The sequence below is a fragment of the Actinomycetota bacterium genome, from assembly GCA_041658625.1.
GTDB lineage: Bacteria > Actinomycetota > JAHEXW01 > JAHEXW01 > JAHEXW01 > JBAZZW01.
This window is the reverse complement of sequence record JBAZZW010000002.1, coordinates 349,847-373,971: the sequence shown is the minus strand read 5'-3', so window position 1 is coordinate 373,971 and position 24,125 is coordinate 349,847. Positions and strand designations below refer to the sequence as shown.

General features: G+C 54.4%; 22 protein-coding genes and 1 other RNA gene. All 23 read right to left on the bottom strand.

Annotation, left to right across the window (positions count from 1 at the left end; genetic code table 11):
* Window positions 1-8: 8 nt before the first annotated feature.
* Window positions 9-641, bottom strand: a complete 633-nt coding sequence (locus WC891_06745) for a prepilin-type N-terminal cleavage/methylation domain-containing protein (GenBank protein MFA5867638.1) — start codon at window positions 639-641, stop codon at window positions 9-11.
* 13 nt (window positions 642-654) lie between these two features.
* Window positions 655-1,734: a fibronectin type III domain-containing protein gene (locus tag WC891_06740; protein MFA5867637.1), complete on the bottom strand. Its 1,080-nt coding sequence runs from the start codon at window positions 1,732-1,734 to the stop codon at window positions 655-657.
* Window positions 1,735-1,930: 196 nt separating this feature from the next.
* Window positions 1,931-2,362 carry a prepilin-type N-terminal cleavage/methylation domain-containing protein gene (locus WC891_06735; protein ID MFA5867636.1) on the bottom strand — a complete coding sequence of 144 codons (432 nt, stop codon included), beginning with the start codon at window positions 2,360-2,362 and terminating at the stop codon, window positions 1,931-1,933.
* Between the two features lie 110 nt (window positions 2,363-2,472).
* On the bottom strand, window positions 2,473-3,693 hold the full coding sequence (locus WC891_06730; protein ID MFA5867635.1) for a type II secretion system F family protein: 1,221 nt from the start codon (window positions 3,691-3,693) through the stop codon (window positions 2,473-2,475).
* Between the two features lie 10 nt (window positions 3,694-3,703).
* The gene (locus WC891_06725; protein ID MFA5867634.1) at window positions 3,704-4,759 is read right to left on the bottom strand and encodes a type IV pilus twitching motility protein PilT; all 1,056 of its coding nucleotides are present in this window, start codon (window positions 4,757-4,759) and stop codon (window positions 3,704-3,706) included.
* Between the two features lie 45 nt (window positions 4,760-4,804).
* Entirely contained in the window at window positions 4,805-6,484 is a 1,680-nt protein-coding gene (locus tag WC891_06720; protein MFA5867633.1) for an ATPase, T2SS/T4P/T4SS family, read from the bottom strand.
* The gene (locus WC891_06715) at window positions 6,485-8,161 is read right to left on the bottom strand and encodes an ATPase, T2SS/T4P/T4SS family (GenBank protein ID MFA5867632.1); all 1,677 of its coding nucleotides are present in this window, start codon (window positions 8,159-8,161) and stop codon (window positions 6,485-6,487) included.
* Window positions 8,158-9,072, bottom strand: a complete 915-nt coding sequence (locus tag WC891_06710; GenBank protein MFA5867631.1) for a shikimate dehydrogenase — start codon at window positions 9,070-9,072, stop codon at window positions 8,158-8,160. Before WC891_06710 ends, WC891_06715 begins: the two co-directional genes overlap by 4 nt.
* Before the next feature lie 68 nt (window positions 9,073-9,140).
* Entirely contained in the window at window positions 9,141-9,617 is a 477-nt protein-coding gene (locus tag WC891_06705) for a YqeG family HAD IIIA-type phosphatase (GenBank protein MFA5867630.1), read from the bottom strand.
* 12 nt (window positions 9,618-9,629) lie between these two features.
* A complete protein-coding gene (gene mltG, locus WC891_06700) occupies window positions 9,630-10,649 on the bottom strand; it encodes an endolytic transglycosylase MltG (protein ID MFA5867629.1) in 1,020 nt (339 codons plus the stop codon).
* On the bottom strand, window positions 10,642-11,052 hold the full coding sequence (ruvX, locus tag WC891_06695; GenBank protein ID MFA5867628.1) for a Holliday junction resolvase RuvX: 411 nt from the start codon (window positions 11,050-11,052) through the stop codon (window positions 10,642-10,644). Before ruvX ends, mltG begins: the two co-directional genes overlap by 8 nt.
* Complete coding sequence (alaS, locus tag WC891_06690) at window positions 11,049-13,673, bottom strand: alanine--tRNA ligase (GenBank protein MFA5867627.1); 2,625 nt, start codon at window positions 13,671-13,673, stop codon at window positions 11,049-11,051. The genes ruvX and alaS overlap by 4 nt, the downstream gene beginning before the upstream one ends.
* 1 nt (window position 13,674) lies before the next feature.
* The gene (locus tag WC891_06685; GenBank protein ID MFA5867626.1) at window positions 13,675-14,790 is read right to left on the bottom strand and encodes an AI-2E family transporter; all 1,116 of its coding nucleotides are present in this window, start codon (window positions 14,788-14,790) and stop codon (window positions 13,675-13,677) included.
* Between the two features lie 15 nt (window positions 14,791-14,805).
* On the bottom strand, window positions 14,806-15,141 hold the full coding sequence (locus WC891_06680) for a hypothetical protein (GenBank protein ID MFA5867625.1): 336 nt from the start codon (window positions 15,139-15,141) through the stop codon (window positions 14,806-14,808).
* A gap of 18 nt (window positions 15,142-15,159) precedes the next feature.
* Window positions 15,160-16,500: a replication-associated recombination protein A gene (locus WC891_06675; GenBank protein ID MFA5867624.1), complete on the bottom strand. Its 1,341-nt coding sequence runs from the start codon at window positions 16,498-16,500 to the stop codon at window positions 15,160-15,162.
* A complete protein-coding gene (locus WC891_06670; protein ID MFA5867623.1) occupies window positions 16,475-17,017 on the bottom strand; it encodes a thioredoxin domain-containing protein in 543 nt (180 codons plus the stop codon). The genes WC891_06675 and WC891_06670 overlap by 26 nt, the downstream gene beginning before the upstream one ends.
* Before the next feature lie 312 nt (window positions 17,018-17,329).
* Window positions 17,330-17,465: non-coding RNA, 6S RNA (gene ssrS / locus WC891_06665), on the bottom strand.
* A gap of 39 nt (window positions 17,466-17,504) precedes the next feature.
* Window positions 17,505-18,845: a hypothetical protein gene (locus WC891_06660; GenBank protein MFA5867622.1), complete on the bottom strand. Its 1,341-nt coding sequence runs from the start codon at window positions 18,843-18,845 to the stop codon at window positions 17,505-17,507.
* Window positions 18,846-18,868: 23 nt separating this feature from the next.
* Window positions 18,869-19,432 carry a DUF308 domain-containing protein gene (locus WC891_06655; protein MFA5867621.1) on the bottom strand — a complete coding sequence of 188 codons (564 nt, stop codon included), beginning with the start codon at window positions 19,430-19,432 and terminating at the stop codon, window positions 18,869-18,871.
* Window positions 19,433-19,447: 15 nt separating this feature from the next.
* The gene (aspS, locus tag WC891_06650; GenBank protein MFA5867620.1) at window positions 19,448-21,214 is read right to left on the bottom strand and encodes an aspartate--tRNA ligase; all 1,767 of its coding nucleotides are present in this window, start codon (window positions 21,212-21,214) and stop codon (window positions 19,448-19,450) included.
* Between the two features lie 15 nt (window positions 21,215-21,229).
* Window positions 21,230-22,483: a histidine--tRNA ligase gene (gene hisS, locus WC891_06645; GenBank protein ID MFA5867619.1), complete on the bottom strand. Its 1,254-nt coding sequence runs from the start codon at window positions 22,481-22,483 to the stop codon at window positions 21,230-21,232.
* The gene (locus tag WC891_06640) at window positions 22,484-23,725 is read right to left on the bottom strand and encodes a hemolysin family protein (protein MFA5867618.1); all 1,242 of its coding nucleotides are present in this window, start codon (window positions 23,723-23,725) and stop codon (window positions 22,484-22,486) included.
* 43 nt (window positions 23,726-23,768) lie between these two features.
* Window positions 23,769-24,113, bottom strand: coding sequence for a diacylglycerol kinase (locus WC891_06635; GenBank protein MFA5867617.1), 345 nt, complete (start codon window positions 24,111-24,113; stop codon window positions 23,769-23,771).
* Between the last annotated feature and the right edge of the window lie 12 nt (window positions 24,114-24,125).

Sequence of the window (24,125 nt, the reverse complement as noted above, 5' to 3'; positions counted from 1 at the left end):
CCACCAGTCTAGTAGCCAAAATTGCGTAGCTTGATTTCCGACGTCAAGTCTATAGGCGCCGGCGGTTTTGCCACATCCTTGTCGATTACCACTCTGATCTTTATTAGTTTTGTTTTATTAATAATATCGGCGCTCGGATTAGTCGGATCAAGCGGCGTTGTCAGGCTGGTTCCATAAAAAGTAAAGAGCGTTTGGCTGTAATTGTTCCGGATATTCGAGGCTATCGTCTCTTGCGGCGAAGCGGTAAAATCATATACTCCGGTTGTATTTACTTGTTTGACAATCTTATGCAAGTATCCGTTATATGAGTAAAGGATCGCTTCAGACGTTCCGTCATTGTTTAAATCCGCTTTAAAAGCCAGCGTTTCAACGCTGCCCGGATTTATGGATATAGCCAATAGCGGCTTCTCCGCTTGCCTGATTTCCTTGACAAGTCTCATCATCGTGAACTGCGCCTCGGCTTGCGCCTCGGCTTGTGCGTTTTGCACGTAATAACTGCTCATCACCGACTGCAATATCCCGAACACGGCCGTTAGGAGAAGCACGCCGATGATCGCGGAAACCAGCACTTCCGGAAGCGTGTAACCGGCTTGTCCTTTTCCTCGATATGCTTTCCCGATGTGCTTGTTGCCGAATGTCATTGGACCCTCCCCGCTAGGGAGTTATTGATACGGTTGTGGACTTGCCGCCCTCATTGCCGGTCGGATCGACGGCCGCAATATAATACTGGTAAGTAATGCCTGTGCTAAGTCCGGTATCGTTAAACGGCGGGGAACTTTTCGACGTATAAGGCGTGTTCCCGAAAGGATTGCCTGAATGCGTTCTGTATATGTTGTAGTGATCGACCACGCCCGAGTTGTCCGTTGCCAACGACCAGCTTAATGTCCCCGTCGTCGGGCTGGTAGCCTGTCCGGTTACATTGAGGGGGATACTGGGCGCAATCGTATCCGCCGGACCGACAATCGTCACAATATTACACGGTCCGCTCAAATTGCCCGCGCCGTCGAAGGCCTTGACATAAAAATTGTACGAGCCACCCGCCGTATAATAATTGTCCAGGAACCAACCCACGCTCGGTGCAACCGTAGCGATAAGCATGTAGCTCGTGTCGTCCGGCGGCTGGCGGTATATTAGATAGCCGACGACGCCGTTGGCGTCCGTGGCCCAGTTTGGCGACCATTGGATATACATACCCAGCCCTGGCGTTGTCTGTTCCGCGCGCCCGGACAGAACGCCTACACCCGCGTTAGGCCAAACCGGCGCGGTCGTGTCGGTGCTGGCGCTAGCCGGCGCGACCGGGTTCTTATTAATCAATGTATCTATAACGACCGAGGACGAAGGCTGAGGGTTCGTCCAAGCCACGGTAATCTGCACATTTTTAAAATCGTTAGGATTTAAATCGCCTGTGCCAGTGCCGTCCGAAGGATCGTCAACAAACGCCACAGTATATGTAATAGTAAACGTTACGCCGCCTTTTGTGGCGGTCGTTCCGAGATTGGCCGCCAGGTATTCTTGCGTCAGCGTATCGTACGCGATCGTCCTGGCGGCTTCCACTTTCTCGGTCGCGATATTCGTCGCCAGGGTTCTGACCTTTGTGTTTGTTTGCGTGTTTAAGGTGGAGTTGAACACGATCATAATACCTAGAATGCCTATTGTAATGATGGCCGAGGCGGCCATGATCTCGGTTAACGTAAAACCCGATTCATTATTGCGTATGCTGTTCAAACGGTTCATCGTGTTCACCTAGTCTATTATCGGCATCCGGCTTTACAGAAATAAGCCTATAAGCATATTTCCGCTCTATTCGTTCACGCCGTTGGTTCGGTTCACCACGTGCCTGCCTGCCGCCTTCGCCGCTTAGCTAAAGAGGCGGCGCGGTTTTTTCCGCGCCGCCTCTTTTTTTAAGTTCTGTTCTTGCGCCGGCTTGTGTCTATTCAGGTACGCCGTTCGTGTTATAGACAACAGCCAGGCCGGCAGCCTTGACTGCCGTGTAAGTGTTTCCGTCACGGCCGTTAACCGTGATGGTGTACGCGTCAGCGGCTAATCCGGACATACCGGCCGATTTGAAATCACCGGCGGCGGGAGCCGCATTCAGGAAAGGAATGCTCTTCTCCAACGCGCCTAAGGCGAGGGCCGTCGCTCCAGAATAGTCGCCGCTGTTGTCGACTCCGTACAACTCCATTGTCTTGACAGCTGTTGAACGGATCGCCTTCGCGGTTGACGCATAACCTCTGTTGCGTACAGCGATGAAAGACGGGATGGCGATAGCCATGAGGATACCTATGATAAGAATAACGACCATGAGTTCGATCAGAGTGAAGCCCTCTTCCCGCCTTGACATCTTGCGGATTTTCGTTAGCATTTGAGTCACCTCCCTCCATATGCCTTAATAAACCTGTATCTTTCTTTCCTATTGATTGTCGGACGCGGCGCCTGTCGACTTTAGAATTATTTGTTTATTTGATAATTTTCTTATTTAATCAAACTGGCCAGTTTGAACATCGGCAGGTATAGAGATATCAGGATGCCGCCGATAACCAAACCTACGCCGATAAGCATGACCGGCTCGAGAATCGACGATAGCCCTTCGATGGTCGTCGCAACCTCCTTGTCGTAAAACTCAGCCACTTTGATAAGCATCGTGTCCATGGCGCCCGATTCTTCTCCAACGGCGACCATTTGCACGACCATAGGCGGAAAGACCTTTATCTTACCGAGGGGCTGGGCAATCGTCTGTCCCTCTTTTACCCCCAGCGCTATCTTGGCCACTTCTGATGAAATCAAAGCGTTTCCGACGGTATTCTCCACAACGTCCAGCGCCTCTAGGATCGGTACGCCGGCGCTGGATAAGGTCCCCAGTGTTCTCGCGAACCTCGACACCGACTGTTGTTTGACAACCGGACCGACGATGGGAATCCTCAGTTTAACGGTGTCCCATTTGAACCTGACCGCCGGGATGCTTAAAGATTTCCTGATTCCGTAAATCGCCAGGATGGTCAACGGGATGCCGAACCACCAGGTTGAACTGATTAGAGCGCTTAAGTTAACAAGTATCTGCGTCGGCAGCGGCAGCTCCCCGCCTAGCTGCGCGAACATCCCCGTAAAGACCGGTACGATAAACACCAACATGACAATGACCAGGACGATCGACATGATGAACATCAACACCGGGTAAGCCATGGCCGATTTTATCTTGCTTTTAATCTCTTCGTTCTTCTCCAGGTTCTCGGCGACATTGGTTAGGACCTCGTCCAATATACCGCCGGTTTCACCCGCTTTGACCATGCTTACGTAAAGCGTGTTGAAAACCTTGGGGTGCTTGGCCATGGCGTTCGACAGCGCCAAACCGCCTTCGACGTCGTGCAGCACGTCTTCGATGGTCGCGGCCATTCCCGGATTAGGCGACTGCTGCGACATTACCCCCAGACAGCGGGCTAACGGCAAACCCGCGTTGATCATCGTCGCGAACTGTCGCGTGAATACGACCAGCTCGCCGCTCTTAACCCTTTTCCTCCGCTTGGAGCCCCCGCCGATTTGCATCTGCAGGCCGCCCTTTTCGGCAGTTATGGAGTTAACCAAGTAACCCATCCGGCGAAGGCTCTCCGCCACCTGAGTCTCGTTATCTCCCTCCAGCGTTCCGGAAATCGTTTTCCCGGATGCGTCGCGACCCTTATACGCGAATGTTGTCGCCATTTATTCCCACCTACCCGACCAGTCTCTTGAAAACGTCAGGGTCGATTGCCCTTTGCATAGCGTCGTCGTACGTGACCTGATTCGTTTTAACGAGGGCTGCCAGCGCCTGATCCATGGTCTGCATGCCTGTGCTGTAACCCGCCTGCATGGCCGAGATTATCTGATGTGTCTTATCGTCCCTGATCATGTTTCTGATAGCCGGCGTGGCCATCATGACCTCGACGGCGACTTTTCTCTCGCCGCCTCCTTTGGCCGGAATCAATTGCTGGGCCAGAATCGCCTGCAGCGTGCTGGCCAGCTGAATCCGAATCTGGTGCTGCTGTTGAGACGGGAAAACATCGATAACACGCTCGATGCTTTGAGGCGCGTCCTGCGTGTGCAAGGTGGCGAAAACCAAGTGGCCGGTTTCCGCGGCCGTCAGCGCGATGGAGATCGTCTCCAGGTCGCGCATCTCGCCGACCAGAATAACGTCCGGGTCCTGCCTAAGTACATGGCGTAACGCGCTGGAAAATGAATGGGTATCGGCGCCAACCTCCCGCTGATTGACCATGCTCTTATCGTGTTTGTGCATAAACTCGATCGGATCCTCAATGGTCAGGACGTGTTCGCTTCTGGTCCGGTTGATGATATTGATCATCGCCGCCAACGTGGTCGACTTGCCGCAGCCCGTCGGCCCGGTCACCAAGATAAAACCTCGAGGTTTCGCGGCCAGCATCTCCACGATCGGCGGCAACCCCAGATCGCGCGGGGACTTTACCGCCGGCGGAATCAGACGGAGCGCCGCGGCCAAGTTGCCGCGCTGCCAGTAAACATTGATTCTGAATCGGGCCTTGTCTTCGTAAGCATACGACAAATCCAGTTCGCGGTCCGCCTCCAAACGACGTCTCTGGCTGTCGTTGAGAATCTCGTAGACTAGAGCCATAACGTCTTCGTGTTCCAAGATGGGTTTGTCCATGTGTTCCAACTTCCCATGGATCCGAAGGGTTGGCGGGATACCCGCCGTGAGGTGAAGGTCGGAGGCGTCCTTGGCCATGACTGTTTCCATCAACTCTTCGATTTTCGGCATTAATCCTCCTGTCGCTATATATGATAACGCTAATTTGTTTTCTTTTTACGCGACGACCCTCAGAACCTCTTCCAAGCTTGTCGTCCCCTGCCTGACTTTCTCATAACCGTCGTCTTTCAACGTGCTCATGCCTTCTATGACAGCCTGTCGCCCGATTTCGTCGGACGAAGCCCGTTCCACCGACAGCTTTTCAATCGTCTCACTGACCAGCATTACTTCATAAATCCCCAATCGCCCTTTGTATCCGCTCCCCTTACATTTTCCGCAACCGACCGCCTTATAAAATGTCAGCTTCTCTCCTTTTTCGAACGGAAAGCCCGCCGCCTTTAGTGATTCCTCGTCCGGCGTATAAGCTTCTTTGCAGGATTTGCAGAGCTTTCTTGCCAATCGCTGAGCGACGACGCAATCGACGGCCGAGGCTGACAAGAATGGTTCTATACCCATCTCGGTCAGCCTGGTCAAGGCTTGCGGCGCGTCATTGGTATGCAGGGTGGCTAAAACCAGGTGGCCCGTCAGCGCGCTTTCAACGGAGATCAGGGCTGTCTCCCTATCCCGTATCTCACCGATCATTACAATATCGGGGTCGTTGCGTAATATAGACCTTAGGGCGGCCGCGAACGTCAGGCCGACCCTGGCGTTGATTTGAACCTGGATGACGCCTGGTAGTTTGTATTCCACGGGGTCCTCGACCGTAATGATCTTCTTCTCTATCGTGTTAAGCACGTTCAGCGCCGCGTACAGCGACGTCGTTTTGCCGGAACCGGTCGGTCCTGTTATAAGGATGGCTCCGTACGGTTTCTTAAACGATCTCTGGTATCTCTCCAGGGTGTCAGGTAAAAAACCAAGGTCTTTGAGGTCGATCATGATGCTTTCCTTTTCCAGAATACGCATGACGATCTTTTCCCCGTAAACCGTCGGCAGCGTCGCCACCCGTAAGTCGACAGCCCGCCCGGCAACGTTCAGGCCGATGCGGCCGTCTTGCGGCACGCGATTTTCCGCGATGTTAAGGTCCGACATGATTTTGATGCGGGAAATCAACCCGGCTTGAACTCTCTTCGGCGGCGTCATGATCTCGTGTAAAACGCCGTCTATGCGGTAACGGACGCGAACGTCCTTCTCCTGCGGTTCGATATGAATATCCGAGGCTCTATCGTTTATGGCCTGGTTGATAATCAAGTTGGCCAGTTTCACGATCGGCGCTTCGTCTATCGCCGCGGCGATAGATTCCTCTTCCTCGGCTTCGCCGGCCACCTCGCGAGTTAACTCGTCAAGCCCCTCGCCGACCAGCTGGTCCGCCCTGGCGTACCGACTGATTGAAGCCAGAATATCTTCTTTTGTGCTGACCACCGGCCGGACCTCGAATCCCGTCATCATCCTTAGGTCATCAAAAATAAAGACGTCCGTCGGATTCGCTACGGCCACAATCAACTTGTCGTCCTCGAATCCTATCGGTAAGACTACATTTTTCTTGGCTATTCTTTCCGGAATCAGCGACACCGCGCTTAAATCGATCTTGTATTCGTTCAGGTCAACGTAGTCCAAACCGAGCTGGTTGGCCAGAATTCTTAACAGGTCGGCCTCGGTGACGAGCCCTCTCTTAACCAAGACGCGGCCGAGCGGCTCCCCGCTCTCCTTCTGCGTCTTCAGGGCCTCGTCCAACTGCTCCTGTTTGATTACGCCTTGAGCGACCAGCAAGTCGCCCAATTGTTTCCGGCTTTCCTTCATTTAAGCGACCACCCTAATAACCTCTTCTAACGACGTCATGCCAGCCAGAGCTTTGTTGAAGCCGTCTTGCCGCAGGGTATTCATGCCTTCCTTGATAGCATTTCTCATAAGCTCATCCGAGCTCGCTTTCTTAACGGCGAGCTCCCCGACAGTCGGCGTCATTAACATTACCTCGTGAACGCCCATCCGGCCTTTATATCCGGTGTTGTTGCAGCGGGTACAGCCGATCGGTTTGTAAAACTCGTATTTCTTAGTTTCATCCGCGGGAAAACCGAGGTTCTTTACCTCTTTGCCCGTCAAAACGTGCTTTTCTTTGCAGTACTTACACAAACGCCGGGCCAGCCGCTGGGCCAACACGCAATCCAAGGCCGAGGCTATCAGAAACGGTTCCACGCCCATCTCAATTAGCCTGGTCACCGCTGACGGAGCGTCATTTGTGTGAAGCGTCGAGAGAACGAGATGTCCGGTTAAGGCGCTTTCTATGGCGATCAGCGCGGTCTCTCTGTCCCGGATCTCGCCGACGAGCAGGCAATCCGGGTCGCCGCGCAAGACCGCTCTTAAGCCGGCCGCGAAGGTCATCCCCGCCTTCAGGTTGACCTGCATCTGGCTAATGCCCGACAGGCGGTACTCAACGGGGTCCTCGATAGTCATAATATTTTTCTCCGGCACGTTGAGGACGTTTAAAGTGGCGTATAGAGTCGTTGATTTGCCCGAGCCGGTTGGACCGGTGACCAGCACCGTTCCGTAAGGTTTGCCGACGGCCTTGCGAAATACCTCGAGCGTTTCCGGGAAGAATCCCAGATCCTCCAGGTCCAGCATGATGCTTTCCTTCTCCAGGATACGTAAAACCATCTGTTCTCCGTAGACGCTGGGCAGGCTGGCCACCCGGAAATCAACCGCGCGGTCGCCGACGACCAGACCGATCCGGCCGTCTTGCGGTACCCGGCGTTCGGCAATATTCATGTCGGCCATGATCTTCAGTCTTGATATAAGACCGGCTTGAATCTTCTTGGGACTCCGCATGACTTCGTGTAAAACACCGTCCACCCTATATCTGATCCTCATGTCGTCTTCCTGGGGTTCTATATGAATATCCGACGCCCGTTCCTCGACCGCCTGGTTAATTATCAGGTTAACCAGCTTGACGATCGGCGCTTCCTCGGCCGCTTCTTCCGCTTCCTTGGCCGCCGTCTGCGCTTCGGAAAAAGTCTCCTCTCCCTTGGACGCTTCCTCAAGAACGTCTTCGCTCTGGGCAAAACGCTCGGTCGCTCCGATAAGGTCTTCCTTGGAGGCGACAACCGGTTTTATCTCAAATCCAGTCATAATCCTCAAGTCGTCGAAGATAAACACGTTGGTAGGGTCGGCCGTTGCTACGACCAGCTTGTTCTCCTCGAAACCCACCGGCAGGACCAGGTTCTTCTTAGCGACGTTATGCGGCAGCATAGCGACCGCCGACAGGTCGATCTTATATTCGGTAAGGTCGACAAAATCTAGCCCCAGCTGCTCGGCCAGCATCTTTAATAGGTCCGTTTCCGTTATGTAACCGGAGTCGACCAGCATCTGCCCCAGCGGTTCCCCATTGGCGCGCTGGCGGGTCAAGGCCTCGTCAAGTTGTTCGGCTGTAATTTTGCCACGTTCGACCAACAGGTCGCCGAGCTGTTTCCTTCCTTCTCTCATTTTTCCTCACCGACCGCCCGGCGCATGACGTCCAAGGGCGCGTCCAGGCCGGTCCACAGCTTATAAGATAAAGATCCCTGACGGACGAGCATGCCCAAACCGCCCATGACGGTGCAGCCTCGTTCTTGGGCGGCGACGAGGAATGCGCTGAGCGGAGGAACGGTGCTCAAGTCGGCCACGAATTGTTCGGGATTGAGCCCGTCCGCCAGGAATTTTATGTCGTCTAAAGAGTATTTGCCTAATGGTGTCGCGTTTATGATCATATCGGCCCGCTTTAGCGGGGCCGCCGCTTCTTCATTGATGTCATATTGAGTGGATTCCGCGCCGCCCGACTTTACGATATCCGCGAGCTTCCGCCCGCTTTCCTGATTCCGGCAGGCGACGTCGACCACCGCGGCCCGTCTCTCGGCCAGCTTTCGGGCGACCGCCCTGGCCGCCCCGCCTGCGCCTATTATGATTGCTTTTTTTCCGGTTGGGTCATATCCGGCGTCTTTTAATGAAAGACGGAAACCCTCTCCGTCTGTTGTGTAACCCTTAAGCCTACCGTGAGTATTAACGATGGTGTTGACAGACCCGATCGCCAAGGCTTCATCGTCAACGCTGTCCAAATACTTGATGACCGGTCCTTTGTGGGGCATCGTCACGTTTAAACCTGCTATGCCTAGAGCCCTAACCGCCGCGATCGCGTCAGCCAGATCATCTTGCGATACCTTCCAGGCGGCGTAGACCCAGTCCAATCCGTCGTGGGAGAAAGCGGCGTTGTGCATTTGCGGAGACAACGACCCGGCAACCGGGTCGCCGATAATACCGACTATTTTTGTCGTTCCGGTAATCACTTTAGTCTGTTCCTCCTTATGCAGCGCGGTCCGCCTGTCTTTCGCCCAAAGACTACGCCGTGTAAGTAAGCGCACGCTTGCATTTTACCCTATGCATATTATCGGCAACTGCGAGGAAACTTTAAGTCTAAATTGATTTTACCTTAAAGGGGTTTTCTTACGATTTTCTCCGCCTGCCTTAAAAGTCTCGTGCCGAAGAACTCGTGACGGCTTACCGGCTCCACGAGAATCGTCCTGACTCCTGACCGGTTGCCGCCGAATACGTCCATGAAAACCTGATCGCCAACGGCCGCGACTTGCTGTTTAGACAGTCCCAAGATCTCCAGCCCGCGCCTGTAACCGGACCTGAAAGGCTTCTTGGCCGGAGCGACGACCGGCACGTCTAGTATCTCCGACATGCGCGCTGCTCTCCGTCCACCGGCGTTACTTAATAGCGTGAGGACGACGCCGGCTTGTTTCAGTCTCTTTATCCAGCCCTGGATCTCAGTCGACGGATTTTCACCTCGCCAAGGAACGATCGTGTTGTCGATGTCTACAAGAAGGCCGGTGATATCGTTGGCGGTCAGGAATTCGGGCGTAATCTCAGTCGCTTCGCGGAACCTGTGGTTGGGCCTCAGCAAGCTCACCGCTTATCAAAGTCCTTTTTCTTCTTTTATCTTGGCGAATTCTTCGTAGTTATTGGTGAAGGTGTGACTGCCGTTCTCGCCGGTGAGGACATAATAAAGGTAATCGACCGGAGCCGGCTTCAAGGCCGCTTCCATCGAGGCCATACCTGGCGAGCAGATGGGTCCGGGCGGCAGGCCCGGATACTTGTAGGTATTGTACGGAGAATCGTATTCCAGGTCTTGATATGACAGGGACTCCTTGTGTTCCGGCAGAGCGTATTCTACCGTCGCGCAGATTTGCAGGTACATATCTTTGTCCAGCCTGTTATATATAACCGCCGCTACCAGCGGTCTTTCCTCCGGTATCTTAACTTCCTTTTCAATGATGGAGGCGATGGTGACAATTTGAAAGAGCTTCATGCCCCTCTTCTCGGCCAAGCTCATATCCAAGATCGCCGTCTCCTCTTCGAACTGTTTGAGCATCGTCCTTATCAGATCTTCTGCAGTCGTCGTCTGCCTGACGGTGTAGGTTTTCGGGAACAAATACCCTTCCAAATCGTTTTCCGGCACATCGTCCAGAAAATCGAACTTGTATTTCGATTTATCGTTGGCCGCCAATAAATCGTCCTTCTTGATCGGAGAATTAGCGGCTACAGTCTCGGCTGTCTGCTCGATGGTCAGGCCTTCCGGCGTCGTCACCTTATAAAGTCTAACCGCCGGACCTTTTAGCAGGGCTGCCAAAGCCTCGGCGAACGACATGCCGGTTTCCAGCGCGTAATCGCCGGCCTGCAATTTGTTCTGGGCGTTTTGCCGGCCGATGAATAACTTAAACAAGAACGCGTTCCTGACAACGCCCTGACCGGCCATAACCGACGCGATCTCACCGCTGGAAGAACCCGGTTTTATCGTCACCGTTACTTTCTGATGCGGTTGAGGCCATAAGAATACCAGGCCGACGACCACGATAAGCAACACCGCCACCGCCGCGAGCGATGTCAGCGTCTTGCCGTATCCGTTGCGTTTGTTTGATATCTCTCTTCTAGCCATTCCGCCTGTCTAAGTAACCTTGCAGAATAATCGAGGCCGCTATCTTATCGACGACTTCACGTCTTTTCATCCTCGACACGTCCTGGTCTATCAGTACTCTCTCCGCCTCAGCTGTGCTGAACCTTTCGTCATGGCCTTTCACGTTTAACCCGGCAGCCTTTAATTTATAGGCGAAGTCTTGCGTTAGTTCCGCCTGTTTCCCGTAGTCGCCGTCCGCTTCCATAGGAACGCCGTAGACTATTTCCTCCGCTTCATACTCGACGGCCAACTTGACTATGTCGGCCACCGCCTGATCGTCGGTCTCCCTGATGATTACGGTCAAGGGTTGAGCGGTTATGCCGCCTGGATCGGAAACGGCCACGCCTATGCGGCGCCCGCCTATGTCTAGTCCAAGAAATCTCATGAAAGCTTCTGGATAACCTTTTGTCTGGCCGCGTCGATAGCCGCGACCATGCCGCCGGCCTCGCTTCCCCCGGCCTGCGCTAGGTCGGGCCGGCCGCCGCCGCCGCCGCCAATTCTCGGCGCGACCTCGCGGATGATCTTGCCCGCGTCCAAGCCTTTGGCGGTCAGGTCTTTGGTCATCGCTATTATCAGGCCTACGTTGCCGTCCGACTCCGAGGCCAGACCGACCACGGCCGGTTCGCCTCTGCCTCTGATATCGTCCGCGATAACCCGCAACTCGTCCGGCTTCTTATCCTTGACAATCGTAAAAACAAGTTTCACGCCGTTAACAGATTCCGCCCCGGCCCATAAACCGGCCGTATCGGCGCTGCCCAACTTGGACTTCAACCGGTGCACCTCTTTCTCACTGGCCTTCAGCGCCAGCATAAGGTGGCTTAGGCGCCCGGCAATCCCGGCCCGGCCCGTCTTTAGCTCGTTCTCAAACTGTAGCAGCAGCGCCTCCGACTCCCTGGCCCGCTCGAGAGTGTTCAGCCCGGTAACAGCCTCGATCCGGCGCAAATTGGCGCCGATTGAAGATTCGCTGATGATCTTGACCAAGCCGATCTCGCCCGACCTGGCCACGTGAGTGCCGCCGCAGAGCTCGCGGGAATAGTCACCGACCTCCAAGACTCGGACATGCTTACCGTACTTCTCGCCAAAAAACGCCAGAGCGCCGCTTTCGGTGGCATATTTATAAGTCGTCGCATAAGCCCTAACCGGGCTGTCCTCGATGACCTTTTTGTTTATCAGCCTTTCGACCTGGTCTAGCTCCTGTTTTGTCAAGGCTTTACCGTGGGTGAAATCGAACCGCAGCCTCTTGTTGTCGACGTAACTGCCGCCTTGTCTGACGTGATCGCCCAACGTCATCCGGAGGGCCCAGTGCAATATGTGCGTCGCGGTATGGTTCCTTCTGACAGCCTGGCGGCGGTCCATATCGATAGCGGCCTCGGCCTCCTGGGCCTCTTTGATCGACCCTTCCGCCACCTTTCCTACATGAACGGTTAAACCGCTGTTCGGAAAAGCGCTGGACACTTCCACCCGGCCGGTCTTAGTTTTTATCGAACCCGTATCCCCGATTTGTCCGCCCATCTCGGCGTAGAACGGCGTTCTATCTAAAATGATTTCCACCTTTTCTTCCGCTTTGGCCGTTTTGACTTCTTTGCCTTCGCGGAAGATAGCCTTTATTTTCGCTTCGGCGCTCGCGTTGCCATAGCCGGTGAACTCCGTCTGGCCGCACTCCTCCGCCAGCGCAACCAGCGCCTCTTCCCCGGCTTTACCTTTGGTTTCGCCCACCGCCTGGCGCGCCGTTTCCTTTTGTTTGTCCATCAACCCCGCGAATCCGGTCTCGTCTACCCCGATGCCCTGCTCGGCGGCAATCTCTTTAGTCAGTTCGAACGGGAAGCCGTAAGTATCGTAGAGTTTAAACGTTTTGTCTGCTTCCAGCATATCAGCGCCCGCCGCTGCCGCGTCATCAAGATACCCGTCCAAAACGGACAGGCCGGCTTTTAGGGTATCCAGGAACCTGACCTCTTCACTCTTGACAATATCCTCGATCGAATGCCTGTTCTTGGCGATGTCCTTGTAATCGCCGCCCATAAGATCGATCACCGCGCCGGCCATTTCCTTCATAAACGGCCGCTCCACACCCAAAAGGCGGCCGTGTCTGACCGCTCTCCGCAGAAGCCGCCGCAACACGTAACCGCGGCCTTCGTTGCTAGGCAAGACGCCGTCGTTGATTATAAACGCGACGGCCCGGCTATGGTCGGCGACTATTTTCAGACTAACGTCCTGGCGCTCGCCGCTCTTGTATGCCACGCCGCTGATCTCGCTCATCTTATCGATCAAGGCTTTTAGAAGGTCCGATTCAAAATTGTTGTCGACGCCCTGAAGGATGCTGGCCACGCGCTCCAGACCCATACCAGTGTCGATGTTTTTCTTTGGCAGTGGTTTAAGTTCTCCGTCTTCGTCCCTGTCGTACTGCATAAACACGAGGTTCCAAATCTCCAAGAACCGATCGCAGTCGCAACCGACCGCGCAATCAGGTCCGCAAGCCTTGTCCGGGCCGAAATCATAATGTATCTCCGAGCACGGGCCGCAGGGTCCCGTCGGACCCATGCTCCAAAAATTCTCGTCCTCACCCAGCCTGACTATCCTCTCATCCGGCAAGCCGACGTCCTTATGCCAAACGTCAAAAGCCTCGTCGTCATCCAGGAATATGCTGACCCATAAATTCGCGGAATCGATTTTGAGCTCTTTGGTGACAAACTCCCAGGCCCAGGGGATGGCTTCCTTTTTGTAGTAATCGCCGACGCTGAAATTTCCCAACATCTCGAAAAACGTGAGGTGTCTGGCCGTATGGCCGATATGGTCTATGTCAGTCGTGCGAAGACATCGCTGGACGGTTGCCATACGGGCATGCTCGGGTTTTTTGTCTCCCCGGAGATACGGGATGAACTGAACCATACCGGCCGTCGTAAGCAATAGCGACGGTTCATCAGGCACCAGCGAGGAGCCGGGCAAGATTGTGTGGTCAAGGCGAGCGAAATACTCCAGAAACTTGGACCTGATTTCGGCGCTTTTCATATCAGTCGACCGGTATACCTTCGGCTTTGATCGCCGCTTCGCGCTCGAAGTCCTTCATCAGCGCGAAAATCGCGATCTCATTGATGATCGCGGCCGCCGGTACGGCCAGCAGGACGCCCCAGAAACCGAAGAGGGCGCCGAACAGCAGCAGAATAAAGATAACCAGTATCGGCGGCACCCCCACGCGGTCCTTCATCATGATCGGCGTCAGAATCAGGCTGGCCACCTGGGTCAGCACCGCGAAATAAATGCCTATGCCTAAGGCGAACCAACCGCCTTTAACAACGAAGGCAACGATGACCGCCGGCACGACGCCGACAACGGGGCCAATATAAGGGATAACCTGAAAGATGCCGCAAACAAATCCGAGCAGCAGAGCGTACGGGATACCAGTTATGAAAAGCCCGATTGACGCCAGCACGCTAACCAGCAACGCCAGAAGCAGCATTACCCGGAAAACGCCCTGAATGACGATGTTTATCCGAAAAGTAAGATACATCGCCTCCGGACGCCACGCCGACGGTACGATTCTGAAGAATCCGCGGCTTATCGAAGCTCTGTCCTTAAGAATGAAAAAAGCAATCAAAGGCGATAAAAAAAAGTCCATTATAAGCGACAGGAAGCTCATGGTATAGCTGGGGGCTTTTCTCAAAACGTCATAGGTAGAGGTCTGCGCGTTGGTCAAGGCGGAATCAAGGGCGCTCGCCGCGGGCGCCGGCAGCCGGAAAGCTGCCAGCCTCATCTGGTAATACGCAAAGGTGTCGCTCATATCCCGCGCGTACTTGGGAAAAGCCTTTACCAAGTCACTGACCTCGTTGCTGATTATCGGAATCAGGAATCCCACGATAACTCCCAAAACGGTAAAGAAACATATGTACGTCAAGGCCAAAGCTATGGTGCGATTCAGGCCGCGCTTTTCCAGGAATTCCAGAAACGGTTTGAGAATGAACGCGATAACCAAAGCGAAGAAGAATGGACGAAGGATGAAGCTGATTTCGGCGATGCCTTTCCAGACCAAGTAGCCGACGCCGATCAATCCGATCAGGGCCCAGCTTACCAAGGCGGTATCCTTGAATCGCTCGACCGTTCGTTCCGTAAAGAACTTCCGGTTCTTCAAGTCTGCCACCTTTGCTTATTTGCCCTTCCGCGAGCCGCCGCGCCACGATTTAATGACGCCGCCAAGACCAGCCCCGTAACCGGCCACCTTTATTAGCGGCGAAGAGACTGTTTCCTGAAGCAGGCTGGCGATTTTGTCTATCCTGGACACGGCCTTCTGGACGGATTCCGTTGTTTCGTTTACCTTAGCCAATTCAGCATTAACCTCGTCAACTGTTGTTTTTAGCTTCCCGAGGATGTCGTCCAGGGAATCGACGGTATTCTTCAAACGGTAAGCCGCCGGAACAAAAGCGGAAATCAAGACAGCCAACGCCAGCAACGCCACCGCGCCTGCCAGTTGCACATAGATCACGTCCCGCTCGCCTCCTCTTTAAGGTTTACCGCCGGATCCTTTGTCCGGTGCTTTGATTTTATCATACTTGTTGTCAGTCATTCGCTTCTTGATAAGGGCTTCCGCTCCGGAATCACTCGGCTTGTAGTATTCCCGTCCCTTCAGCTCCGGCGGCAGGTATTCCTGCTCGACGACGTGGCCGGGATAATTGTGGGGATATTTATACCCCACGCCGTATCCTTGTTCTTTCATCCCCGGGTGAGGCGCATTCCTGATGTGTTTGGGCGGCGGCGATAAAGGTCCCTGGGCCACATCCTTTAAGGCCGCGTCTATGGCCGCGTAGGAGGCGTTGCTTTTTGGCGCGGTCGCCAGATATATGGCCGCCTGCGACAGATTTATCCGGGCCTCGGGCAAGCCTACGTTCTGCATGGCCTGAGCGGTGGCCGTCGCCACGACCAGCGCCATCGGGTCGGCGTTGCCCACGTCCTCGCTGGCGAAAATGATCATCCGGCGCGCGATAAACTTCGGGTCCTCGCCGCCGTAAATCATAACAGCCAGCCAATATACAGCCGCTTGCGGGTCGCTTCCTCGCATACTTTTAATAAACGCGCTGGCTACATCGTAATGAGCTTCGCCCTTCATGTCGTACAAAAGGGCGCGTCGCTGCATTGCGTCTTCGGCGATTTCCAGGGTAATCAGTCTCCGCCCCTTCGCGTCGGGACGAGCCGCCAGCGCGGCCGTCTCCAACCCGTTTAAAAGAGATCTTGCGTCGCCGGCCGCTGTTTTAATCAAGTGTTCCTCGGCCCCTTTGTCCAAAACGACTTTCTCCCGCCCCAGGCCGTTCTCATTGTCCTTGAGCGCTCTTTTAAGGATGGCTGAAAGGTCTCCGTCTCTTAGCCCGTTTAACTGGAATACTCGCGATCTGGATATCAGGGCCGAGTTTACTTCGAAATAGGGGTTTTCTGTCGTTGTGCCGATAAGGATGAGCGTGCCGTCCTCAACGGCCGGTAACAGGGTGTCCTGCTGAGCCTTGTTGAAACGGTGGACCTCGTCTAGAAGCATGATCGTACGGCGGCCGTATGCTTTTTGCCTCTCCCTGGCCGCCGCGATAACCTTTCTCACGTCGCCGACGGTCGCCGTAACCGCGCTGATTTTCACGAATTCCGCCGACGTCATTTCGGCGATTATCTCAGCCAGCGTGGTTTTGCCGCAGCCCGGGGGACCCCAAAAAATGGCGGAACTTAAGGTGTCTTCTTGGATTGCCTGACGTAAGACGGTGCCCTGCCCGACAATTTCTTCCTGCCCGGCGAAGTCTTCAAGCCGCCTGGGCCGCATGCGAAGTGAGAGCGGCCGATCAGTATCCGCGGTTGACGGCGTCATAAAGAGCCTGGTCTAAGCGAGTTTTATCAACGTAACCGGTATAGCTCCGAATTATCGTCGAGTTTTTGTTGAAGACAAATATTTGAGGAATATACTGAACCGGCAGCTGGGCCGACAGAGAGCCGTATGATTGCGGATTGTCCGCGTCAAGCAGGATAAACAAAACCTTACCGCTGTACTTCGACTGCAACTCCGAGATACCTTGCGTCATGCTTGAGCTTATCGAATCTACCTGACCATAGAATTCCACTACCATCGGCATCTTTTTCTTTAGCGCGTCGGTAAAGAACTGCGGGGTGTCCGTGTTCGGCGTAAATACAATGTTTACGGCGAACTCGTCCGGGAATTTGTCGTTGAATTTTTCGACCGGCTTGACCTCGAGAGTGGACGGCGTTGGCACTTTTCTTAAGTTGCCGGTGCCGCCGGTGGTCGTCGTCGGCGTTGTTGTTGACGTGGCGGGCGTGTTAGTGGTTGTGGTGGTGGTCTCTTCTCCGCCGCCGCATCCGGCCGCTAACAATGCCGTCAGGGCGATTAAAGATATTGCCGCTAGTAGCCTCCGACTCTTCAGCTTAATCTCCCTTCCTAAGGTTTATTGCTTACTGTTTCTGTTCCACCAAACACGACTAGGACCGAATGCATAGCCTCGTCTCAGTTCCCTGCCTGCCGGCAGGCAGGCTGCGCTCGCAAATGCCGCTCGCCCAGGATGACGGTTCTTACCATGTTTATTATTTCATGTTTAAGGTTATCGGCCTGTTCAGGTTTTTTATTAATTGTTTCTTTGGCTCGCATAAGCGGGTTTCTTGTTTCTTATATATTATTTCCTATTTAGCAGGGTTCCGCCTTGCCGTGTCCGCCGCGCAATTGAACCCTGTGCGCACGCAGGTGGGTGCCCCCTTACTCGGCTCCCTGTATTTGAGTGTTGGCTCAAATATACGCTTCGCAAATCACGAACAAGGCAGAATTTTAATGCCTACCTGTAATGTTAGTGCAAAGGCGGACCGCCATCAAGCCCGGGCGTCAGGTTTGCTGAACCAGTACCATCCCGTCAGGTAACGCAGTTTCGCTTCACCGACCGCCAGAATCATGCCGAAGGCGGCAACGCCCCACCAGCCTTTAATCAGCAGAAGGACGATTACCGCCGTGAAAACTAGAACCAGCCTTAATATGTTGACGTTTAAGTTGATCCAGCGAATAAGCGGGTGTTTGGCTAAATCTTCCGGCGTCGCGTAGCCGATCCTCGACCTCCACCAGGCGTCCATTTTCTCAATCCAAATCCTCTTGCCCGCCAGGAACGCGACCGCCCAAATGACCGCTCCGGCTATACCGGCGTACAAGAACAACTCAGGTAGTCCTCGTAACTCGATTTCAACGATCGTGGTCATCATATTCCGGACCGTGTCGTCGGCTATCGACAGCAAGGCCTGCTCGACGGCAATCTGGGAAAGCAAAGTACCGATGACCGCGGCAGCCGTAACGCCCGCGCCAAGCTGCATCGCCGTCCGCCGCCGCCCGACCGATATTCCCATGGCCAGGCCGACGAATAAAAGCGACGCGACCGGCAGCCATGTCGCCGCGGCGTCCAACGCCGCGACAATCTGTCGTGCCCTGACCAGCTGTTTGGCCTGCATGATTTTCAACTGGCCGAAATCATCCGGCAGTTCGACCCCAGCGGTTGACAAGGCTGTTTTTAAGGCCGGTCCGACGGCCCCCTCCGGAATCTTACTGACCAGACTGTGTAATCTTGTGTCCTCGGTCAGCTTGAGCGCCAGATCCTTAACGATAGGCATAAAATCTATGTAAACAGTTCCGTCGGAAGTCATCTTCACTTGCCTGGTCTCGCCTCTGATGACCGCCACTATATTCTCATGGGCGGTTTCGTTTACGCTTACCCAGACGTCCTGGAACTGTTTGGTCTCCATCAGAGCCTCGATTTGCTGCTCGGTAAAGCCTTTCAGCCAGGTCGTAGCGGGAACGGCGACGATCCTGATTTTTTCCGGCAGGACGTCGCTGATTCTTTTCTGAACCTTGAGCGCCGTGAAAAGTTCGTCGGTGGCGTATTCGCTGACCGCTTTCTTAACCGCCGGTTCCTTGATTATCTCGCGCATGTTCGCCGTATATCGCTCGGTGTCGAGTATTGTTTGCTGCAGGAAGACCGCGTAGATACTTAAAATGATTATGACGCAGGCGATTGCTACGCAGGTCCCGGCTAAGAACCGTCTGAAGCCGTGTCTCTCCGTTGCCGAGGTTGCGGCCGACGCTTCCGCCCGCGGCGGGGTAACCGCGGCCGTGGGGGTTGATTTCTTATTTGCGCTTGACTTTTTCTTTACCGATTTCTTCTCCGCCATCGTAGTCTCCTTAGTCGGCAGCCCTAGGATGCTTGCTGAATTTTGCGAACCCTGAAAGACGCTACGATTACGGCCGGCCCAATGAAGAGGGCGAATAAGCCAATCGCGAACGGTAAGGCCGTAACGCCTATGGCGAACGGTTGGTTAAGAAGCAGTATCAATCCGATGGCCATACTGAACAGGCCGAAAATAAAGCGGCCGGCGCCGGCGCCTTTGAAAGCCTGGAACATCGCCGCCGCGCCCATCAAAATGCCCTCCGCTCCCAGGATTATGACGATCATGCCGGGAATAATAACGTCGCCCATCAAGGGATTTACTAAGAGGATTGCGCCGGCGGCTAAACCCAAGAGACCCATAAATATGTTCGCGACGCGGTGTTCTATGTGCATAAAAGCCCCGGCAAACTGAAAAATACCTGTCACGAACCAATATGCGCCAAGGAAAATAATTAGAAGCGTTAACGTAGATTGTGGAGACACCAGCAGCAAGATGCCCAGATTTGTGACGAATATCCCGTCGATAAGAATCAACCACCAGGTCAGCAAAGGCATCTTAGGCACCCTTTCATCCGATACAACTTGTTCCATGTTGCCCCCTTTGACTTATCGCAGCTTGATGTCCAGATCGCGCAACTGCTCGTCTTGTACGGTGTCCGGCGCCCCCGTCATCAGACAGGTCCCGGTTTGTGTTTTGGGGAAAGCGATTACGTCTCTGATCGAAGACTGGCCGGCCAGAAGCATAACCAGGCGGTCCAGGCCGAAAGCCAAACCGCCGTGCGGCGGCGCCCCGTACTCGAACGCCTCCAGCAAAAATCCGAATTTATCCCTGGCTTCTTCATCGGACATTTTCAACAGCCTAAACATCCGCCGCTGCAGGTCCGCGTCGTGGATACGAAGGCTTCCGCCGCCAACCTCCACACCATTGATAACCAGGTCATAGGCATCTGCGTTGGCGCTCAGCGGGTCGTCCTCAAGCAGCCCCATGGAATCGACGGTCGGCATGGTGAAAGGATGGTGGACAGCCTTCGGCCGGTCTTCTTCTTCGTCCCATTGAACCAGCGGGAAATCAACGACCCATGTTAGTCTGAAGTCACTTTCCTTTATCAAATCGAGCCTTTTGCCGATTTCGAGACGCAGGTTGCCGATCGCGTTCAAGGCGGTGTCTTCTTTGTCCGCGACCATCAGGATCATATCGTTAGGGCTTGCCCCCAGGGCGCCTTTCGCGGCGTCCGCTTCGTTATCCGTGATGAACTTAGCTATCGGCCCCGTCAAAACGCCGTCCTCGCCGACTCCCGCCCAAGCCAGGCCCTTCGCGCCGTAGATCTTAACGAACTCCGTCAGCTCGTCCATGTCCTTACGGGAATATCCGGCCGCTCCCGGCGCGACAAGTCCCTTTATCCTGCCGCCCGCGGCAATCGCCCCGCTGAACACCTTGAATTCTGATCTCGCGAAAACCCCAGTAAGATCCTTGATCGTCAATCCGAACCTTAGCTCCGGCCTGTCCGTGCCGTAATTTTCCAGCGCCTCTCGGTAAGTCATCCTCGGCAGCGGGTCGGGTATGTCTACGCCGATGTCTTGGCGGAATATCTCTCTGATCATGCCCTCGGCCACGTCCATAACATCGTCCCTGGTAACAAAGGACATTTCCAGGTCTATCTGGGTGTGCTCAGGCTGCCGGTCGGCCCTGAGATCTTCGTCTCTGAAACATCTGGCCAGCTGGTAATAGCGCTCCATGCCGGCGACCATCAAAATCTGTTTAAAAAGCTGCGGCGATTGCGGCAACGCGAAGAAATGACCGGGGCTTAACCGGCTGGGCACCAGAAAATCGCGCGCGCCCTCCGGCGTGCTTTTGGTCAGATACGGGGTTTCCACTTCGATAAAACCCCTGTCATCAAGATACTTGTGTATCGTCTTCACGACCCGGCTTCTTAGCAGCAAGGCGCCGGCGACCTCGGGACGCCGGATATCCAGATAACGATACTTAAGCCTGATGGATTCGTCGACGTTAATCCCGTCCTCTATTTCAAACGGCGGCGTCTTGGCTTTACTTAATATTGTAAGCTCGTCGACGATTAGCTCGATCTCTCCCGTCGGCAACTTCGGGTTCACGTTTTCCTCAGGACGCGGCGAGACCTCTCCCTTCGCCGTCACTACGTACTCGCCGCGCAGCAACTCCCCGGTCGCGTGCACCGCCGCGTCTCGTTCAGGGTTGAAGACCAGTTGGACAACTCCGCTCCGGTCCCTTAAATCCATGAATATGAGGCCGCCGTGATCACGTCTGGTGTCTATCCAGCCGGACAAGGTCACCGTCTTTCCTATGTCTTCCCTCTTAATCTCTCCGCAGCCAATGTCTTTGTACTTATGCGACACCTTTTCTCCTTGCCTTTAGATATGTCCCGACAGGACGTCGATCATCGCTTCCGCGTCGACGCCCCTCTGTTCGCCTGAGGCCATGTCCCGGATGGTCAGCGAGCCTGTCAACAGTTCGTCGCTCCCGATAATTACAGCGTATCTCGCTCCCGACTTATCCGCGTTGGCCATCTGCTTCTTCATATTCTTCCCCGTGAAATCCATCTCCACCGCGAGTCCCGACGCCCGGGCCGTCTTGGCCAAAGCCAGGCCCGCTTGTTTCGATTCCTCATCCAGCGTGATAATATAAGCGTCCAGCGCTTCATCCGCCTCGGCCGCCTCGTCTCCCAACGCTAGTAAAGCCCGTTCAATCCCGATGGCAAATCCTAAACCGGGCGTATCGGGGCCGCCGTAAGATTTTACTAGGTTATCGTAACGTCCGCCGGCCGCCACCGCGTTTTGGGCTCCTAATCCCGGCGCCGTTATCTCGAAGGTTGTTTTTGTATAGTAGTCAAGGCCCCTGACCAGATGGGGGTCAGCTGTATAATCCACGGACATAGTATCAAGGTAAGCTTTAACTTTATTAAAATTGTCCGCGCAGTCTTCGCACAGATGATCGATTACCAGTGGCGCGTTTTTTATCGCCGCTCTGCACTGCTCGTTCTTGCAGTCAAAAACCCTTAACGGATTAGTCGAGGTTCTTTCCCGGCAGGTGGCGCATAGCTCCTCTTGGTTCTCGTTCAAGAACGTCTTGAGGGCCTTTGTGTAAGCGGGGCGGCAAATCGGGCAGCCGACGCTGTTTATTTTCAGCTCTAATCCGCCCAAGCCGGTCGCGTCAAGGCAAGTCACGGCCATGTCTATAACCTCGGCGTCAAGCGCCGGGTCAGAGCTTCCCAACGCCTCCACGCCTATCTGCCAGAATTGCCGCTGCCGCCCGCCTTGCGGCCGCTCGTAACGGAACATCTGGCCTTTGTAGTAAATCTTTTCCAGACCGTTCCCCGTGTACATTTTGTGTTCGATAAAAGCCCGGACGACGCCGGCTGTTTCTTCCGGACGAAGCGCCAGTCGGCGTCCGCCTTTGTCCTCAAAAACGTACATCTCTTTTTTGACGATGTCCGTACTTTCCCCGATCGCCCGGGCGAATAGCCCTTCGGACTCAAATACGGGCGTTTCGATCCGCCCGTAACCGTAGTTCTTAAAAACCATCTCGACGTCGGCGAAAAACCTGTCCCATTTCCGCGACTCCGCCGGTAAAATGTCTTTTGTGCCTTTCGGCGCTTTTATCTCCACTTAACGCTCGCCTTTCATATCTTCATCGGTTTCTTCCGCCCTGGTAATCAGAACAGTCCTTACCCGCTTCCCGGCTACCTTTTCTATTTTGAACTCCAGGCCGTCAGATTCGATGTTTTCGCCCCGCGAGGGCACACGCCCGAATATTTCTAGCATCAAACCTCCGATAGTGTCCACTTCCGGATAATCAAGTTTAACCTGAAAATAATCGCTTACGTCGTCGACCGGCGCCCGGCCGTCAACCCGCAGCCGGCCTTCAGCCAGTGTCTCGATTTCCGCTATAGCCGCGTCGTACTCGTCGTATATCTCACCTACGATCTCCTCCAGCAGGTCCTCCATCGTCACCAAGCCGGCCGTGCTTCCGTATTCGTCGATAACGACCGCCAGGTGCACCCGCTCTTTCTGTATCTCCCTAAGCAGGTCGGCGACCCGCTTCGTCTCCGGCACGAAAATGGCCGGCCGCATTACGTCCTTAACCGCGCCGCCGGTCGTTTTCTTGGCCACCATGGCTAAAAGGTCTCTGGCGTAAAGGATGCCGACTATGTTATCGACATTATCCTTGAAGACGGGAAAACGAGAGTGCCCCGCCTTGACAACCGTATCGATCGCTTTGTCCATGGAAACGTTCTCGTCTATGCAAATCATATCCGGCCTTGGCATCATGACCTCTCGGACAATGGTGTCTCCGAACTCGAAAATGTGATGGATAAGGCGTTTCTCCTCTTCCTTGATAACGCCTTCTTCCTCGCTGATTTCAACAGCCGTCAAAAGTTCTTCTTCCGTCATATACGGTCCTGGTGCGCTAACCCGTATACCGACCAGGCGCATCGATAAAATGGCGATACGAGCCAGCAGATGCACAACCGGGCCGAAAACGGTGCCCAGGAAGACGACCGAACCGGCGACGCGCGCGGCCATCTTATCGGCGTAACGGACGGCGTAAGTCTTCGGCGCCACCTCGCAATAGATGAAGATTATTATGGTCATTACCGCCGTCGCCAAAGCGACGCCCGTGCTTTTGAAAGAACGGTAAGCGAGCGTACTGGCTATACTGGTCGCGGTGAGATTTGTTACCAGCGTTAAGAGAAGGATCGTAGTCAGATAATCGCTGCGTTTCTTAAGTATCTTTCCCAGGGCGACCGCTCCCCGGCGTCCTTCCTCTTCCATCCTTCTCGCCTGTACAAGGGTAACTGTCAGAATGGCCGTCTCGGCTAAAGCCATATAGGCCGCCGACACAAGCAACAAAAACAAGCTTGTTAATCCAAATATCGTGCTTGGCGCCAAACTACATCCACCCCAATCGTCCCATTAGCCAGATCGCTCCTACGAGTACGGCGTTGACGCAGGCCAGTAAGACAGCCGCGGCCGCAACGTCCTTGGCCGCTTTGGCCAGGTCGTGATAGTCCTCGGTCACAAGGTCGATCGCGTATTCCAGTCCCGAGTTGATCAGCTCCGTTATGAAAACCAAGGATATCGTGGTCGTCAGAATCATGTACTCGACGGCCGTCAACTTTAAAAAAGCGCTTACCGCTGTAACGATAATGGCGATGGCGGCGATGGCTTTGACGCTTCTTTGATGCCTCAAAGCAAACATCAAACCCTGGAAAGCCGTCACGGAACTCTCAAACACGTTCCTGTGCTT

Excerpts from the sequence above, each read along its gene's own strand:
- WC891_06725 (MFA5867634.1), bottom strand. The coding sequence starts at position 4,759 with ATGCCGAAAATCGAAGAGTTGATGGAAACAGTCATGGCCAAGGACGCC.
- WC891_06745 (MFA5867638.1), bottom strand. The coding sequence starts at position 641 with ATGACATTCGGCAACAAGCACATCGGGAAAGCATATCGAGGAAAAGGA.
- WC891_06660 (MFA5867622.1), bottom strand. The coding sequence starts at position 18,845 with ATGGCGGAGAAGAAATCGGTAAAGAAAAAGTCAAGCGCAAATAAGAAA.
- ruvX (MFA5867628.1), bottom strand. The coding sequence starts at position 11,052 with ATGAGATTTCTTGGACTAGACATAGGCGGGCGCCGCATAGGCGTGGCC.
- WC891_06730 (MFA5867635.1), bottom strand. The coding sequence starts at position 3,693 with ATGGCGACAACATTCGCGTATAAGGGTCGCGACGCATCCGGGAAAACG.
- WC891_06675 (MFA5867624.1), bottom strand. The coding sequence starts at position 16,500 with ATGACGCCGTCAACCGCGGATACTGATCGGCCGCTCTCACTTCGCATG.
- WC891_06720 (MFA5867633.1), bottom strand. The coding sequence starts at position 6,484 with ATGAAGGAAAGCCGGAAACAATTGGGCGACTTGCTGGTCGCTCAAGGC.
- WC891_06740 (MFA5867637.1), bottom strand. The coding sequence starts at position 1,734 with ATGAACCGTTTGAACAGCATACGCAATAATGAATCGGGTTTTACGTTA.
- WC891_06655 (MFA5867621.1), bottom strand. The coding sequence starts at position 19,432 with ATGGAACAAGTTGTATCGGATGAAAGGGTGCCTAAGATGCCTTTGCTG.
- mltG (MFA5867629.1), bottom strand. The coding sequence starts at position 10,649 with ATGGCTAGAAGAGAGATATCAAACAAACGCAACGGATACGGCAAGACG.
- WC891_06735 (MFA5867636.1), bottom strand. The coding sequence starts at position 2,362 with ATGCTAACGAAAATCCGCAAGATGTCAAGGCGGGAAGAGGGCTTCACT.
- alaS (MFA5867627.1), bottom strand. The coding sequence starts at position 13,673 with ATGAAAAGCGCCGAAATCAGGTCCAAGTTTCTGGAGTATTTCGCTCGC.
- WC891_06715 (MFA5867632.1), bottom strand. The coding sequence starts at position 8,161 with ATGAGAGAAGGAAGGAAACAGCTCGGCGACCTGTTGGTCGAACGTGGC.